The sequence below is a fragment of the Lysinibacillus sp. PWR01 genome, assembly GCF_043359455.1.
Classification (GTDB): Bacteria; Bacillota; Bacilli; order Bacillales_A; family Planococcaceae; genus Lysinibacillus; species Lysinibacillus fusiformis_F.
Map to the genome: position 1 here is coordinate 86,717 of NZ_JBHERJ010000021.1, position 15,286 is coordinate 102,002.

15 protein-coding genes and 1 pseudogene are annotated in these 15,286 nt (G+C 35.7%); 7 read left to right on the forward strand and 9 right to left on the reverse strand.

All coding sequences use genetic code 11. The features are described 5' to 3' along the window. Positions 1-24: 24 nt before the first annotated feature. Positions 25-1,386, reverse strand: coding sequence for a MocR-like pyridoxine biosynthesis transcription factor PdxR (pdxR, locus tag ACEVFT_RS02755; protein WP_393948020.1), 1,362 nt, complete (start codon positions 1,384-1,386; stop codon positions 25-27). Positions 1,387-1,482: 96 nt separating this feature from the next. Between pdxR and ACEVFT_RS02760 the strand changes: the two genes are divergently transcribed. Together ACEVFT_RS02760 and ldmS are read left to right on the forward strand one after the other, a co-directional pair. Next, positions 1,483-2,067 carry a GNAT family N-acetyltransferase gene (locus ACEVFT_RS02760; protein WP_393948021.1) on the forward strand — a complete coding sequence of 195 codons (585 nt, stop codon included), beginning with the start codon at positions 1,483-1,485 and terminating at the stop codon, positions 2,065-2,067. Between the two features lie 118 nt (positions 2,068-2,185). Continuing rightward, the gene (gene ldmS, locus ACEVFT_RS02765; protein ID WP_393948023.1) at positions 2,186-3,337 is read left to right on the forward strand and encodes an L-aspartate--L-methionine ligase LdmS; all 1,152 of its coding nucleotides are present in this window, start codon (positions 2,186-2,188) and stop codon (positions 3,335-3,337) included. A 363-nt stretch (positions 3,338-3,700) separates the two neighbouring features. On the opposite strand, the gene ACEVFT_RS02770 is transcribed toward ldmS, so the two are convergent. The 6 genes and pseudogenes from ACEVFT_RS02770 to ACEVFT_RS02795 all read right to left on the reverse strand — a co-directional run bounded on the left by ACEVFT_RS02770 (position 3,701) and on the right by ACEVFT_RS02795 (position 8,108). Beyond that, positions 3,701-4,339, reverse strand: coding sequence for an NAD(P)-dependent oxidoreductase (locus ACEVFT_RS02770; protein WP_393948024.1), 639 nt, complete (start codon positions 4,337-4,339; stop codon positions 3,701-3,703). 176 nt (positions 4,340-4,515) lie between these two features. Then, positions 4,516-4,800 (reverse strand): annotated as a pseudogene (locus ACEVFT_RS02775) (hypothetical protein). A 215-nt stretch (positions 4,801-5,015) separates the two neighbouring features. Further along, complete coding sequence (locus ACEVFT_RS02780) at positions 5,016-5,570, reverse strand: ABC transporter permease (RefSeq protein ID WP_393948026.1); 555 nt, start codon at positions 5,568-5,570, stop codon at positions 5,016-5,018. Beyond that, entirely contained in the window at positions 5,567-6,415 is an 849-nt protein-coding gene (locus ACEVFT_RS02785; protein WP_205446576.1) for an ABC transporter ATP-binding protein, read from the reverse strand. The genes ACEVFT_RS02780 and ACEVFT_RS02785 overlap by 4 nt, the downstream gene beginning before the upstream one ends. Positions 6,416-6,561: 146 nt before the next feature. Continuing rightward, on the reverse strand, positions 6,562-7,518 hold the full coding sequence (locus ACEVFT_RS02790) for a LytTR family transcriptional regulator DNA-binding domain-containing protein (protein ID WP_393948027.1): 957 nt from the start codon (positions 7,516-7,518) through the stop codon (positions 6,562-6,564). Between the two features lie 11 nt (positions 7,519-7,529). Then, positions 7,530-8,108 carry a dienelactone hydrolase family protein gene (locus ACEVFT_RS02795; RefSeq protein WP_393948029.1) on the reverse strand — a complete coding sequence of 193 codons (579 nt, stop codon included), beginning with the start codon at positions 8,106-8,108 and terminating at the stop codon, positions 7,530-7,532. Positions 8,109-8,326: 218 nt separating this feature from the next. On the opposite strand from ACEVFT_RS02795, the gene ACEVFT_RS02800 reads away from it, so the two are divergent. From ACEVFT_RS02800 to ACEVFT_RS02820, 5 genes are all read left to right on the forward strand, one after another. Continuing rightward, entirely contained in the window at positions 8,327-9,328 is a 1,002-nt protein-coding gene (locus tag ACEVFT_RS02800) for an iron-siderophore ABC transporter substrate-binding protein (RefSeq protein WP_393948030.1), read from the forward strand. A gap of 774 nt (positions 9,329-10,102) precedes the next feature. Next, the gene (locus tag ACEVFT_RS02805) at positions 10,103-11,152 is read left to right on the forward strand and encodes an NAD(P)/FAD-dependent oxidoreductase (RefSeq protein WP_205446580.1); all 1,050 of its coding nucleotides are present in this window, start codon (positions 10,103-10,105) and stop codon (positions 11,150-11,152) included. Between the two features lie 61 nt (positions 11,153-11,213). Further along, positions 11,214-12,050: an AraC family transcriptional regulator gene (locus ACEVFT_RS02810; protein ID WP_393948032.1), complete on the forward strand. Its 837-nt coding sequence runs from the start codon at positions 11,214-11,216 to the stop codon at positions 12,048-12,050. A gap of 105 nt (positions 12,051-12,155) precedes the next feature. Next, positions 12,156-13,670 (forward strand): DEAD/DEAH box helicase, encoded by a 1,515-nt coding sequence (locus ACEVFT_RS02815; protein WP_393948034.1) that lies wholly within the window; start codon positions 12,156-12,158, stop codon positions 13,668-13,670. A gap of 17 nt (positions 13,671-13,687) precedes the next feature. Then, entirely contained in the window at positions 13,688-14,467 is a 780-nt protein-coding gene (locus ACEVFT_RS02820) for a YqhG family protein (RefSeq protein WP_342442302.1), read from the forward strand. Positions 14,468-14,506: 39 nt separating this feature from the next. Here the strand turns inward: ACEVFT_RS02820 and ACEVFT_RS02825 are convergent, their stop codons facing one another. Further along, entirely contained in the window at positions 14,507-14,827 is a 321-nt protein-coding gene (locus tag ACEVFT_RS02825; RefSeq protein ID WP_393948035.1) for an ArsR/SmtB family transcription factor, read from the reverse strand. Beyond that, on the reverse strand, positions 14,827-15,249 hold the full coding sequence (locus ACEVFT_RS02830) for an SRPBCC family protein (protein WP_393948036.1): 423 nt from the start codon (positions 15,247-15,249) through the stop codon (positions 14,827-14,829). Before ACEVFT_RS02830 ends, ACEVFT_RS02825 begins: the two co-directional genes overlap by 1 nt. Positions 15,250-15,286: the final 37 nt, after the last annotated feature.

Genomic DNA, 15,286 nt, shown 5'->3' on the forward strand with positions numbered 1-15,286 from the left:
TTCGACAAACTAATGAATCACATGCTATTGCCAAACGGACGCAAGGAGTGCAATTCCTTCATTTATTTGCTGAAGCGTCAGTCCACCATATCCTATAATGACCATCGTTTCATTCGTACCATCCTGATAGGAGGTAGAGCATGGATAGACTTGAACTCCTACCTCTTGAGCAAGCTGAATCGCTCTACTCTCGTTGAGATGTTGGGGTAGCTTGATGACAATATGTAGTCCAGATTTTTCACCGATTACTTGAAATTCATTTGAAAAATGTGTAGAGATGGCGGTCAATAATGCTTGCTGCTTTTTACGATAGATTGTTCGCATTTTTGCTAAATGCTTATCGAATAGACCTTGTGCAAGAAAGTCCGCCAAGACAAGCTGGTCTACTTTGGAGACAACTGATTTTTGCTCATCATGAAAAGTCATAAACGGCACTACTAGAGACTTTGGTAGGATCATATAACTAATGCGTAATGATGGAAGCAATGTTTTCGAGAATGTTCCGAAATAAATGACATGCTGAAGCTGATCCATTTTGGCTAAAGAGGGAATTGGCAGCCCCTTATAACGAAATTCGGAATCATAATCATCTTCTATAATAAGAGCCTCGTTCAAGTTGGCCCATTGTAACAATGCTGCTCTTCTTTCCATGGTCATAATCATGCCTAAAGGAAATTGATGAGCGGGTGTTGTGTATAACATGTGAATTATTTTTCGAGGTAGGGTAATTCCTGAATAATCCACAGGTATCGCCTCTGTGGACAATCCACATTGCTGAAAAACGGCACGTACTCGTTTAAAGCCTGGCTCCTCTAATCCAACACGTGTCGCTGGACCAAGAAAATGACAAAGAGCCTGAAGCTGGCTTTGTGTACCACTATAAACAAATACCTGTGAAGCATCACAACTAACCCCACGAGAACGTTCTACATAGCGAGCAATCTCTGTGCGTAAAATCGTCTCTCCTGCCCAAGGGCTTGTTGATAAGTTGTTACTATTAAAATGCTTTTTTATAAGCTTGTGCCAAGCAGTATAGGGAAAAGCCTCGTTATCCACATGCCCATTAGTAAAATCAAATTGTATATTGTTAGGGATACTATTACTTGTAGCAGACACATGCTGGGGTACTTGCTGTAGCCAATCAAATTCAAAGGGAGCAATAAAATAGCCAGATCGCTCTTTGCTATAAATATAGCCTTCTGCAAGTAATTGCTCATAGGCTTCTTTTATAGTGTGTACACTCACATCCAATGTTAGGGCGAGAGCTCGCTTAGAAGGCAATTGTTCGTGAGCAAGTAATTTTTTAGTGATAATAGCATGCTTTATTTCTTCATAGATTTGAATGTATTTCGCCAAATCCCCTCTAAATATAATGGCTAGCTCCACATAGATGCCTCCTTTGGTATGGTTGATTTTTTAGTAATTGGTTATATCTATCATATCAATTTTACCGTTAAATAAGTAAAAAAGGAGTGAAGTGTAATGGAATTTATAACATTAGAAAATGAAGTGGTTAAACTAAAACCTTTAGAATTGAGCGATTTACCAGAAATTTTAGAGACAGGGAGTTATCCAGAAATTTGGTCACATATGTCCACAACGATAGAAAAAAAGGAGGATGTGAATAACTTTGTGGAAAACGCATTAAGAGCCAAAGACGAAAAAACAGAATTTCCATTTGTGATTGTGGATAAACAATCAGGGGACATTATTGGTTCTACTCGTTTTATGGATATTGATGACAAGCATCAGCGATTAGAAATTGGCTATACATGGCTAACACCCGCATACTGGCGTACAGCTATTAATACTAACTGTAAGTATTTGCTCTTACAACACTGTTTTGAGCACCTTCATTTACAACGCGTTCAAATAAAAACGGATCATGATAATATCCGTTCCCAAAAGGCAATTGAGCGAATTGGTGCCACAAAAGAGGGGATATTGCGTAATCATATGATTCGCAAGGATGGTACAACAAGGCATACCGTTATGTATAGTATTACAATTGAAGAATGGCCACAGGTGAAAAAACATTTAGAAAAGCTCTTAGTGCAATTCGGATAGTTATAGGTATAAAATGGTATTTATTTAATTCATAAAACCGTTTTTTCTTATAAAAAGTGTCAAAAAATAAAGGGAAGGGTAGAGTAGAGTACCGAAAAATTGAAAGAGGGTAATCTACTTGAAACCAAAATATACTTTAAGACAAATTTATGGCGATAATGCTGTGTACACACCAAGAACACCGTATAGTGATAATCCGTGGATGATGGATGATCCTCATAAGCTGGATGCTTTAACCTCAAGAGAAGTTGCTATTGCTGATATCCCGGTGCTAGTACATCGAGCCACACAAACAGAAAAAGCCCAAGAGTTTCATCAACTAGCAGGATTACCATGGATTGAACAGCCCTATAGCTATGAGACACAGGAGGAATATCTGGCACTGATCCAAGCTTGGTGTGAGGAAGGGAAGACCATTGTATGCCAATATATACATGACCTGGAGCATATGGATCGTCAATGTTATTGGATGGATGCAGAGAAATTTAATGAGTTGAATACAAAAGCATATATCGATCATTTAATCGATAGCAAATTTGTGCCAAGTCGTCTAAATGTGGAGACGTATAGACTTTCAGATGCCATTAAAAATTGGCAGCCACCTGTAGTACTAAAGCCTGGCGATGATTCTCCAACATCGGGAGGATATGGCGTAACCATTTGTCATAACAAAGAGGAACTGACAGAAGGTTTACGTCAATTTCGGATGACGGGAACTGAAAGTATAATCATTGAGGAGCTTTTACAGACAAAGGACAACTATAGTTGTCAATTTGTTTACTCGGAGGAGCTTGGCATTCAATACTTAGGAGCTTCCCAGCAAATTACGGATGACAACGGCATTTACGAGGGGAATATCATTGTAGATAAAGTACCCGAAAAAGTAATTGAAGTAGGAAAACATATTATGGAACGCGGTGTTGAGGAGGGCTTTGTTGGTGTGGCAGGCTTTGATTTAATTGTCACTGAAGCTGGTGATGTTCAAGCGATAGACTTAAATTTCCGTCAAAATGGTTCAACCTCTATGCTGATGTTTCATGAGGCTTTAGGAAAGCCCATCAATAAATTTAGCTCCTATTCAGCACAAAGCCCACAACAGAATGATTACTTCTATCAAACAATCAAAAAATTTATAGAACAGGGAATGTTATTTCCCTTATCTTTCTATGATGGAGATTATTTTGAGGAGCCCGTAGCTTCTAGATTTGTCGGTGTATGGTACGCAGATACGCTAAAAGAGATTGAAAAGCTGGAAAAGGAATTATTATAGGTAGAAAAGAATGGTCTTTAATCTTATATGTACTAAATGCACTAGAATCCTTTTGCAAGAGTTAGCGTCAGAAAAATGCGGATTTACAACGTTAAGAAATATGCATAATTTTATTTATTAAAGTCGATAGTGCAGCAGTGTTCCAAATACCACTAAAGCATTGCTATGGCCTAATTTAGTAGAACGTGCATAAAAGCATGTATAAATAATGTTCACAAGGAAAGGCACGAACGTTGATGGTACAACATTCGTGGCTTTTTTTGGCGTGTTCAAATTTTTACTTGGGAACGTTATTTTGAATTATTATGTATACGTTATAAATCCTTGTTGCACTAAAGCTCCCGTTGAAAAGGAGGCTTTATATTAATTTGAGATGAATGGTGCTTTTTGTACATACTTTAGATTTTCAATTTGGTTAATAATAAAAGTCGCTATATCTTGATTAGTTATTTTTGTACCAGGCATATTTATTAAACTTTCTTTTATGCTTCCTATTTCTGCGCCATCAACTATAAATGGAAGCCTAATTAAAGTCCAATTAATTAGTTTGTTCTTGTTAAGAATATGCCATTCTTTTTTCTTATCTATCATCATATTAGAGTAGATAAGTTCAAACAACTTTGCACCAACTCTATTTACAATGCTCTTTTTATCCCCACTAATAGTTAGAGACGCACCCGTAACACTAATATAACGACCAATTTGTAAATCAGTCATTACTTCAAGTATATTTTCAGTTACACTGCTATAAATCGGTTTCTCTTTGATTGGTTGACCAAAAGTATTTATAACTATCTGACAATCTTTTAGTAGCTTTCGAATATCTTCAGGATTTTGTACATTTCCTTCTACTACTTCAATCCTACTGTCTCTGAAAGTTAAATTTTCTGGATTTCTAACTAACATACGGACTTGATACCCATTTTCTAACGCTCTAGAAGCAATATGACGTCCTACTTTCCCTGTCCCACCGATAATAGCTATCTTATAAGAGTTAACCATAATATACCTCCAAATAGTCATAATATTATGTATACGGTCAAAATCTGTTTTAGATTCAAATATTCCGTTTTTCAATTAATCTGCGCTATTAGTTGAAGGAAAAAAAGCACCCAAAGCGTTGGTTGGGTACTTTATGTTGCTTACCGTTGTAAATCCGTATGAACCCGAATAAGTAATTATTTTTTATTATTTAGTTCTAAAGGTATGGGTGCTATCTTTAGTAAGATAGAAAAATTTGTGAAAAAACTATAATGCTCTTTCCATACTAGGTACTGCATCTTCTAAAGCTGCCCAATCTTCCACTTTTACCCACTGAGATACAAGACTATATTCTGAACAAAGTGTAATGCTGTAAATGATAACCCCATTGCCATCGCAAGTTTATAATTTTTACCTGTTGTATACATATAAAGATTTATAAAAGTTGCTACTATTGCAATAAGACCTAATATTAACCATATAATTATACCTCTATTATAGTTTTATTTAATAAGTTTTAGTATGGTTTCTTACCTGTAATAATTTAATCGACCATTCTTTTTTTATAAATAATTGCTGCGATAAACCAAGAAATAAGGGACCATACTATAAACGTTACCATTGGAATGATTATATCTGTCATGGAGTGCTTCCCTTCTAACGCCTCTGCTAAAAGTAATAATTGAGAGCTAGGTATCTACTCCGCTATTTTTAAAATAGGGTAAGTAGATGCAAAAGGCAGGGCAAGAGGACCGAATGAGAAAAGAAAGATTACAGGTAAAACAATTATTGAGCCTTCCATAATAGACTTAGCAAATAATCCACATATTGTTCCAAGTGCAATATAGAATACAGTAGATACTAGTAATGCTACAGATAAGATAGCTAGATTGGCAGGTGTATATCCAACTAGAAAGATAGACAGTGCCAGTACAACAACGGTCACGATGAGAACAAATAAACTTTTACCAATTAGAATATCTCCAAGTGAAGCAGGGGAAAGCATAAGGCTACGTAAAGTATTTTTTTCTTTTTCCTCTGCGATTAAACAGCATTGTATATAAGTTGTTACCATAGAAAACGTTATATTGATGGGTAGGAAATAAGCATTGATAGTAGACGCTCCTGTTTTGTTGTATAAAAAAGCCAAAATTAGAGGCAGAAGTATCATCGTTGATACGGCATAGTTACGAGAAAATTCCTTATAATCCTTCACTAATATTGCTTGAATACGTGTCATTGAAATGTTCATACCAAATCACTCCCTGTTATTTGCATAAAAATATCACCCAATGTCGGCTCGTTTGTATTAATTCTTGTCACTTCATTGGAATGCATCCATTGATACAGCTTCTCTGCATCTTGTGCACCGTTTTGTATAATCTCTTGTAAACCATTTTTGAGTTCAACTGTTATGGAATCAGTGCCAAATTCCTTTTTCAAGTCCTTTGGTGCACCTATTGCTCGAATTTTCCCCCTATGAAGGAAGGCTACACGGTCACAAAGTATCTCTGCTTCGCTCATATCATGAGTAGTTAAAAAAATCGTCGTACCCATGTCATTTAATCTTCGTAAGCCATTATAAATATGCTGGGTATTCACAGGGTCCAAAGCAGAAGTAGGCTCATCTAAAAATAATAATTCGGGCTTATGCATAATTGCACGAGCAAGTGTGACACGTTGAATCATTCCCTTTGAAAGCTGACTGATTTTCTTTTTACGTTCTGTATATAAGTTTACAAAGTCCAAAGCTTCTTTTACAGCAGAGTGAGATAGCTGATATAAATTACTATAAAGTAATAAATTCTCTTCAATAGTTAGTCTTGTATACAAGCCACTATTATCTGTTAAAATACCAAAACGTTTACGATTTTGACTTTTCTTCATTTCAGAAGCTGGTTGCCCAAATAACAGAACATTGCCTGCCGATTTATCTGTTTGTGCCGTTAATATTTTAATAGTAGTTGTTTTACCAGAACCACTGGGCCCTAGAAAGCCGAATATTTCCCCTTTCTTAATCATAAAAGAAACATCCTGTAATGCTGTTTCATTATTAAATGTCTTTTTCAAGTTTTGTACATCAATCACTGCATTCATGTGTAAACCTCCTGTTTGTTGTTGATATCTACACTATAAATAACAAGCAAAAGGAACACAGTAAAAAGTGGGTGAACAGCAGAAAATTGAGCATAGGAAGAACAATATCGAAGGTGACAGGAGTCGTTTATTTCCTGGGAAATCTACTAAATTCCGAGTATTTCCTTTAAATTAGCAAGTTTATTTTTCGACAGTGGAACCACAGTTTTTTCTGTACTGTTGAGTGCTAGGCTATAGCTATTGCGTGTCCAAGTAATGATCTCTCGAACCTTTTGTAGGTTAACAATATAAGAACGATGGCTTCTAAAAAAGCCGAATGGTGTCAATTTTTGTTCTAGTTCATTTAGCGATAGAGTACACGGATATGCTTCACCCGCTACATAAATAGATACTTCTCCTTCAACACTTTCAATATAATCAATTTCTGGTGGATTAAATAAAATAATCTTATCATTTTTCTTTGTTGGGATTTTATCCAGTCGAATGGGTGCATTTTTAAGGGGCTGAGGCGTTTTCTCTATGTCAACCTCTTTTATGTCTAAAGCATGTAAGTCAGTTCCATCTAATCGATGTATAGATGTACTTGCAAGCATTAAATCTTCTAGATTATTTGATAATAAAATGATAATTTTATGCTCTTTCACGAGGTTTTTTAATAACTGTTGGACAGTTTGTTTCGAAAATTCATCTATATTTTGAAAGGGTTCTTCTAAAATTTGAATAGATGCCGGATGTAGGGACGTATTCAATAATTTTAATCGCTGCTTTTCACTATTAGAAAGCTTACTAATTCTATTGTTTTTTTGTTCAGTAAGCTTAAAAAGCTTCAATAAATTCTCTGTTTCATTAGTTGGGCGATTAAAAAGTTTCAAAAAGAACTGGATGTACTCGCGAGCTGTGAGTCGTTCATATAATGCACTTTCACGAAAATAAGTACTAGTATCATTTTGTTTCATAAACCATTGCATTAAAGTATGTATTTTGGAAACGTCTGTGTAGATGCCGATAATCGTGCCAGGTTGTAGAGAAAGATGAAAGCTTGGATAAATAACATTGCCAGCTTCAATATATGGATCAACCTGAATATCAATATTTTGTTCCACGTTCATTCCTCCTAAATTTTGCTAGCTTGTAAAAAGTATTTGATATCAGTGTGTGCTTGTGAGTGGCTCATTTGACAATAATTTGAGTTAGAGGTATCCATAAAGCCATGTAAGCCTTGATATTGTTTGATTTGAACATTCGGTATGCCAGCAAGTGTCTTCTTTAATAATTGAACATCAAAGCTACTTTCATGGCTAGGTAAAATGACCAAAGTTGGGCAAGATGGTATGTTATCAAGGTATTGACGGATCCGTGATCCATATACACAAATGACACGGTGTAGGGGGAGTGTAGTTAATCTCCAGGCTAAAGTTGCACCTACACTATAGCCAATTAATATTACCTCATCGTAATTTTCACAAGCCTCCAATAATTTTTGTGAAAGGAACTCAAGAGGAGCATCGAAGCCAACTGTCTGTACGAAAAAATCATAGGCTTGTTTTTCCTGTTCATATGGAAAGGAAAGTCCCTCTGGATAGAGCGAAATAAGGGAAACGGCAGTGTCTTCATCACAATATACTTGTACCTGTTCTTTAATAAAATGATTAACCCCATAGATTTCATGTAATATAAAAACTTTTCTTTTCATTACAACCTCTATTATCTTTTTTCCAATAGTGTATCAAAAAGTAAGTATAACGTATATTTAGCTTTCAAAAAGTGCTACGATGGACATTTTTACGTTTATGCACAAAAAAACACAAATTTGTTCATCGGGTATTATATGTACTCCGAAAAACGGATTTGCTATTATCTTTTTGATAATGATTCTCATTATTGCATTGGAAAACTAAAGGAGGATATACAATGAAGAAGCCATGGATAATGGTGTTATTCACTTTGTTACTATCAGTGTTGCTAGTAGCATGTAATAATGCCGAAGAGAAAGTAGCGAATCAACCCGAAAAAGAAAAAGAGGAGATGAAGGGGGAACCTTCCATTTATCCCCTGACATATACAGATGCTCTAGGAAAAGAAGTAATCATTGAGAAAGAGCCGAAGCGTGTTATTTCTTTGATGCATGTATTATACCCAGATGTTTTATTAGCATTAGATACGAAGCCAGTAGGTATTGCAAATGCTGATACTATGTTTAATTTATGGGAATCCTATCAATCTTTTGTGAAAGAACAAAAATTTAAAGATATTGGTGATGTTAGAAGTCCAAGTCTTGAAAAAATAGTAGAACTAAAACCGGATTTAATTTTGGCTGCTTCAGGTGTGCATGATCAGCTATATGACCAATTATCAGCAATAGCACCTGTTGTATATTTAAATCAAAGAGCGATGTCTACTGATCAAGAGTTAGCCGTGACAGAAATTTCAAAGGTATTAGGGAAAGAAGAACAAGGAAAGGCGCTATTAGAAGAAGTCAGCGGAAAAATTACAGACGGCCGTGAAGCTTTAAAGAATTTTACAGCCAAAGGAGAAACGGTAGTTTTTACATCCGTAAATACGAAAGAAGGGTTTTGGATATATGGTAAAAATATTGCGCCAACGAATCCTGAACATGGTTTAGGTATTAAAGTTCCAGAAAATTACCCAGAAGATATAACAAAGGAAGTAAGTATGGAGGGAATGTCGGTCTTAAACCCAGATCACTTATTTATTTTCCTTGATAAGAGTGGTATTACCATGAGTGAAGAGGAATTTTTAAAATCCTATGAAGAGAGTGCAGTTTGGAATAACATCAATGCAGTGAAAAATAAAAATGTTTATATTGTGGATCGTTCCTTATTTGCACAGGATGCCCCAATTGCAACCATGTATGGAATAGATATAGTTGTAGATTTATTAAAAGATAAATAAGATTATGCTAAAAATGAAATAGTATGCCTAATGCATACTATTTCTCTTAGTGTTGAAAAACAAAACAGTCAATTGAAAGGTAGAAATGGATTTCCGGTGCAGGCTACTTGCTTTCCTGTGGCGAGCGCCGAATCGCTTCCTCCGCTACCGCTCCGTTTAGAGTTTTGCCTGTCTCGCAATCCCACGGGAGTCAAGTAGCCCTCAACTCCAACCCACTTTTTAGCAAAGGTTTTCAAATAAAGTGAAGGTGTTCGCTACTCTTTATGAAGAGGTGTTGTCAAGCATCAATTTTCCACATTGAAAATAAGAACTCATCCCCTCTAAGAATACAAATAATGGGTTATTTTGTTCGCTACGACCAGTATGAAAGATAAAGTAAAGACACTTTTGCAGAATGGTTGATTGGAGTGGAGCCAGCGTCACTCCTAGGGGATTTAGCGTCACAGAGGAGACCCTGGAGCGAACGTTAGTGAGTGAAGCGGCTCCTCGGACGCCCCCTGGAAAGGACGCTGGCGGAACGGAAATCAACCCCTCGCCTTGCAAAGTTGCTTTTTCTTCCTTTATAAAGAAGAATGTTAATAAATGGTGACGGAATATGTATTATTATCATGTTTTGTAATAATTTCGTTTGATAATGATTATCATTATCGTATAATGGTATTAAGGAGGAAGTTCAAAGTAATTTATACAAGTAGAAATATACAGTAGGGCTGTCATGCAGTATTAGTCCAATTGTTTAGATAGGTAATGACAAAAAGAAAGGTGTGTTAAGTATTGTTAGAACAAGAATTGTATGATGTAACCATTATTGGTGGTGGACCAGCAGGTTTATATTCTAGCTTTTATTGTGGTTTACGTGAAATGAAAACCAAGCTAATTGAATCACAGCCACAGCTAGGCGGTAAAATTCATGTTTATCCAGAGAAAATGATTTGGGATGTTGGTGGTGTAACGCCTATTTCAGGGGGACAACTAATTAAACAATTAGTTGAGCAAGCCTTAACCTTTAATCCTTCTATATATACAAATGAAAAAGTACTGTCCATTGCTAAAAATGAAGATGGTATTTTTGTCATCGCAGCAGAGTCAGGAAATATTCATTATTCCAAAACGGTTATCGTTGCTATTGGTGGTGGCATCCTAAATCCTCAAAAAATTGAGATTGAGGGCGCTGAACGCTTTGAAGTATCTAATTTAAATTACACAATTAAATCCTATGAAAAATTTAAGGATAAGGCAGTTATTATTTCAGGTGGTGGTAATACAGCGGTAGACTGGGCATTAGAATTAATGGAGATAGCATCCAAGGTCTATTTAACCTATCGAAAAGATACTTTATCTGCACATGAGGCTCAAATTACAGAGCTTACAAATAGTTCGATTGAATGCCATTTCAATTCTGAAATTACGAAGCTGATTGCAGACGATCAAGCAGGAATGATTAAAGCAATTGCTTTAACAAATCATGAAACAGGTACTGTAACGGAAATTCCTATTGATGAAGTGGTCATCAGTCATGGATATGTACGTGATAAAGAATTGTTAGATAATAGTCCGTTAGCCATTGATCGCAAAAATGATTATTTTATTGCTGGTACGATTAATAGTGAATCATCCATTCCAGGCCTTTATGCTGCTGGTGATATTTTGAGCCATGATGGTAAAATTCATTTAATTGCAGCAGCATTTCATGATGCACTTCATGCAGTGAATAGTGCGAAGAAGTATATTCAACCTGATGCTTCTGAGGGCGGTATCGTTTCCTCCCATAATGATATTTTCAAACAACGTAATCGTAAGCTATTACAGGAAAGTTTAAAATAATCGATTTGAGGAGCACTAATGTATTATTAGTGTTCCTTTCTTTTTGTCTTGATGTAACAATATGAAAAGAAGGGAGGCGTTCAACATAGACACACAAGAAATAATAGAATTCTATACAACTGCTCCATTAACATTTATAGATGTCATTACGGAGAAGATTTCTTCCGAAACAGTTGTCACGAATTACAAGACGATGACCAACGCAGCAGGTTTAATTTTTCCGATCAAGGGAGTAGCTGATGTACAAATTGAAGGTGAAAATTACCGCTTAGAAAAAGGGCAGATTGTCCATGTGGGTCCCAATTTACCTATACATCGTATAATTGCGAGCGATACTAAATTCGAGTATGCAGTCATTCATTTTCAACTAGCAGAAGGAGATAATGCAAAGTTCCCTCTCTATAATCGTCACTTTACTTTACAGGTAGGAGAACAAATCAAATTAATGAGTATGCTGCAGCAATTAATACAAAATTATCTTATGCGTAGTCATTTATCTTTTCTTCAATCTAAGGCTCTTTTTTTAAACATTTTAGAGGAAATGCTTTTAACCATTAAAATGATGGACTATCAATATAAAAAAGAAAACATAACGTTAATTATGGAGTATATACAAGAAAATTATACAAAGAATATGACTGTCATGGATATCGCAAAACATTTTAATATGGAACGAAGAAAACTGGCCTATCTATTTGAGAAAAAAATGGGTGTTAGTCCAAATGTTTATCTCACTGATTTGCGTATTCAAAAATCTAAAATTTTACTGAGAACTTCCCATTTATCTGTTAAAGAAATTGCAGAAAAAGTGGGCTATACAGACTATTTTTATTTTAGTCGTGTATTTAAAAAAATCACAGGGTTATCGCCAAGTCTCTTCCGTAAATATATGAATTAACAAACACCTAGTGGAAAAATAACTTTCATTAGGTGTTTTTCGTATAGAAAGAACATAGCTTTTCCTTTTTTGGACATCCTAAGATAGAAAAAATGACATGAGGTGATGATCATGAAAATAGAAAGGTCGTCCGAGTGGGAAGAAGGCTTTATCAACAGATTAAATCATCTTGAAAACTGGCATAGCTGGACATTGTATAAGATGAACTATGATATTGTGAAAATGAAATTAATACCTGATTTTACAGGATTGCAGGCTACGAAGTATTTACCTAATTTACAACCTTTGGCGCACCAGCTACAAGCAGCTGAAACAGTTATTGAACGTATGAATGGGAAAGCTATTTTAGCCGATGAAGTAGGACTAGGTAAAACGATTGAAGCAGGGCTAATCTTAAAGGAATACCTTATTCGAGGCCTTGTGAAAAGAGCATTGATTTTGGCTCCAGCTTCTCTAATAAATCAGTGGATTGAAGAGTTAAATATAAAATTTCATATTCCTGCCATTGCATATAAAAAAAATTGTCCGATAGAGCGCTATGATGTCCTCATTATGAGTATGGATACGGCTAAAAAGAGTCCACATAGAGAGCGCATTTATGAGCAGGATTATGACATGATTATTATTGATGAGGCACATAAGTTAAAAAATAATAAAACACAAATTTATGAGTTTGTACAAGGCTTAAAGAAAAAGTTCTGCTTACTATTAACGGCCACACCTATTCAAAACGATGTCTTTGAATTGTATTATTTAATCTCCTTATTAAAGCCTGGGCATCTAGGTAACTATGATACCTTCCAATCGGCCTTCTCTGCTAGTAAGCATGATTTAGAACATGATGATTATTTAAAAGAATTGGTCAACCAGGTAATGGTAAGAAATCGTCGAGAAGATACAGGGATTGAATGGACAAATCGTTGTGTCCAAATTGTACCGATTACATTTACGGACGAAGAAAGAGAAGTTTACGAAATGCTTGGAAACCTTGAAAACACAGGATCATTTTCCTTAATTACGTTGCAAAAAGAAATGTGTAGTAGCAAGGAAGCTACAGCATTAACATTAACGAATATGCTGGATGATCATGTACAACCACAAGAAATTGAAGCGATTATAACTAAATTAATGACCTTGGAAGTGAATTCAAAAGCAGAAAAGACATTAGAAATTGTTAAACAAGCAAATGACAAGGTTATTATTTTCACAGAATATCGTGCTACGCAAATCTATTTGCAATGGTACTTACATTCTAATGGCATTTCAAGTGTGCTATTTAATGGTAAGTTTAATAAAAGTAAACGAGATTATATGAAGCACCTATTTAAAGAAAGAGCACAGGTACTCATCGCTACCGAGGCAGGTGGAGAGGGGATAAATCTTCAATTTTGTCATCATGTAATCAACTATGATCTACCATGGAATCCAATGAAACTAGAGCAACGTATTGGCCGTGTCCATCGTTTGGGACAAGAACATGATGTCCATATTTATAATCTTGCCATTGAACATACGATTGAAGAAAAAATCCTGGAATTACTTCATACAAAAATTGATGTGTTTGAGAAGGTGGTTGGCGATTTAGATGCCATTTTAACGAACTTTAAAGAATCTGTATAAGGTAGGGAGGTGCAACTATGTATCCGCAACAAGTTCACCATTATTTAAAGGAATTTTTTATGGAAAATGACTGTGCAATTTTAGGAGAAGAGGCTCATTATCTAACCGTTCAATTAACGGTAGACATAGATAAAAGAATTATGAATAGGCCATTTTATTGGCAATACGTTGAAGCGACAAATAGTGAGCCAAACCCGGCTCAAGTAACCTTCATTACAAATCAAACAGCAATGGTTGGAAACATATTTGGAGAAGCTATTCATTACGGCTCGCCTCGTTTAAATCAGGTATTTTTAGCTACAAGAGAACTAGGCGCATTTGTTCAATTATTTGAAAAGGTTGATCGTGATATGGGGCAGGTTATTTTAACACCTTGGTTAGGTGTCAACTTTAAAGTTTCTTATTGCTGTGATCGTACAAAAGAAATGCTTTACTCATTTGGCATCAATTTATTAACTGGTGTTATCAAGGAAGATTTTCATGAAACGATTTGTTCATCGGACTTTGACACAGAACCCGAAGAGAATGTATTTCATGTGCAATATATTATTAAACCTGCCCGAGCAATTGAAAGATTAAAGGCAACAATTGAGTCAATTATTGAGCAGGATGATCATTCTTGGGCAACGGAAGCACAAAAACGATGGCAACGTGATCAACGTGTATTAGATTATTTTTATGAAGATGTAGAGGATAAACCAGAATGTTATGAAATTGAAAGAAAGGCATTAGAAGAGCAATATGAAGCAAAAATTAAAATTGAAGTCATTAATGGGGGATTATTTTATCTCTTTTAAATGAGGAGCTGTCTGACAAAAAGACAGCTCCTTCTTGCTTTAATGATCTTCAACCATGCTTTGAAGCTGAGCCAATTTATTGTCCCAAAATAAATGGAAGTATTGGAGCCAATCTTCAATCTCCTTTAGGCGCTCACTATGCAACGTATAGATTTTTTCGCGCCCTTTTTTTTGAGCAGAGATCAGCTCCGCTTGTTCCAATATTTTCAAGTGCTTCACAACAGCCGTTCGACTAATTTCAAAATGCTCAGAAATATTGGAAATGGGTCTATCACTTGCTGCAAGGAGCTGTAAAACATTTCTTCTTGTCGGATCAGCAATTGCTTGAAAAACATCATACTTTATTGCTGGGTGTGTCATTAGGATTCAGCAGCCTCTTTTAATTTATGATTAATAATCATTGTCCAGCCGCCATCCATATTAGTACGTACGGCTTCAGTGGTAGTGTTCGCTTTAGGAATAATATGTGAAGCTTCCTTCCAGCCACCATGTGTTAAAGTAAATTCAGTTTGCTCGCCTACTTCTTTTAGCTCAAAAGTTACGAACCAGCCATCTTGATCCCAAGCAAATCGCAAAAAGTGTGGTGCATCTACACGTTCTACCTTACAGGGTGATGGGCCAAACGGTGATTGAATTGTGAATTCGTGGCCTTCAATCGGTTGAAAATCATTTGGCATAAACCAAAAAGCAATTTTGTCAGCCGTAGCGACAGTCTCCCAAACTTTTTCGATAGGGGCATCCAATGTAATTGTTTTGACAATATCCTGTAATTTTTCAGTCATGTTCTATTACTCCTTTTTGATTGATGAGTGATACCTT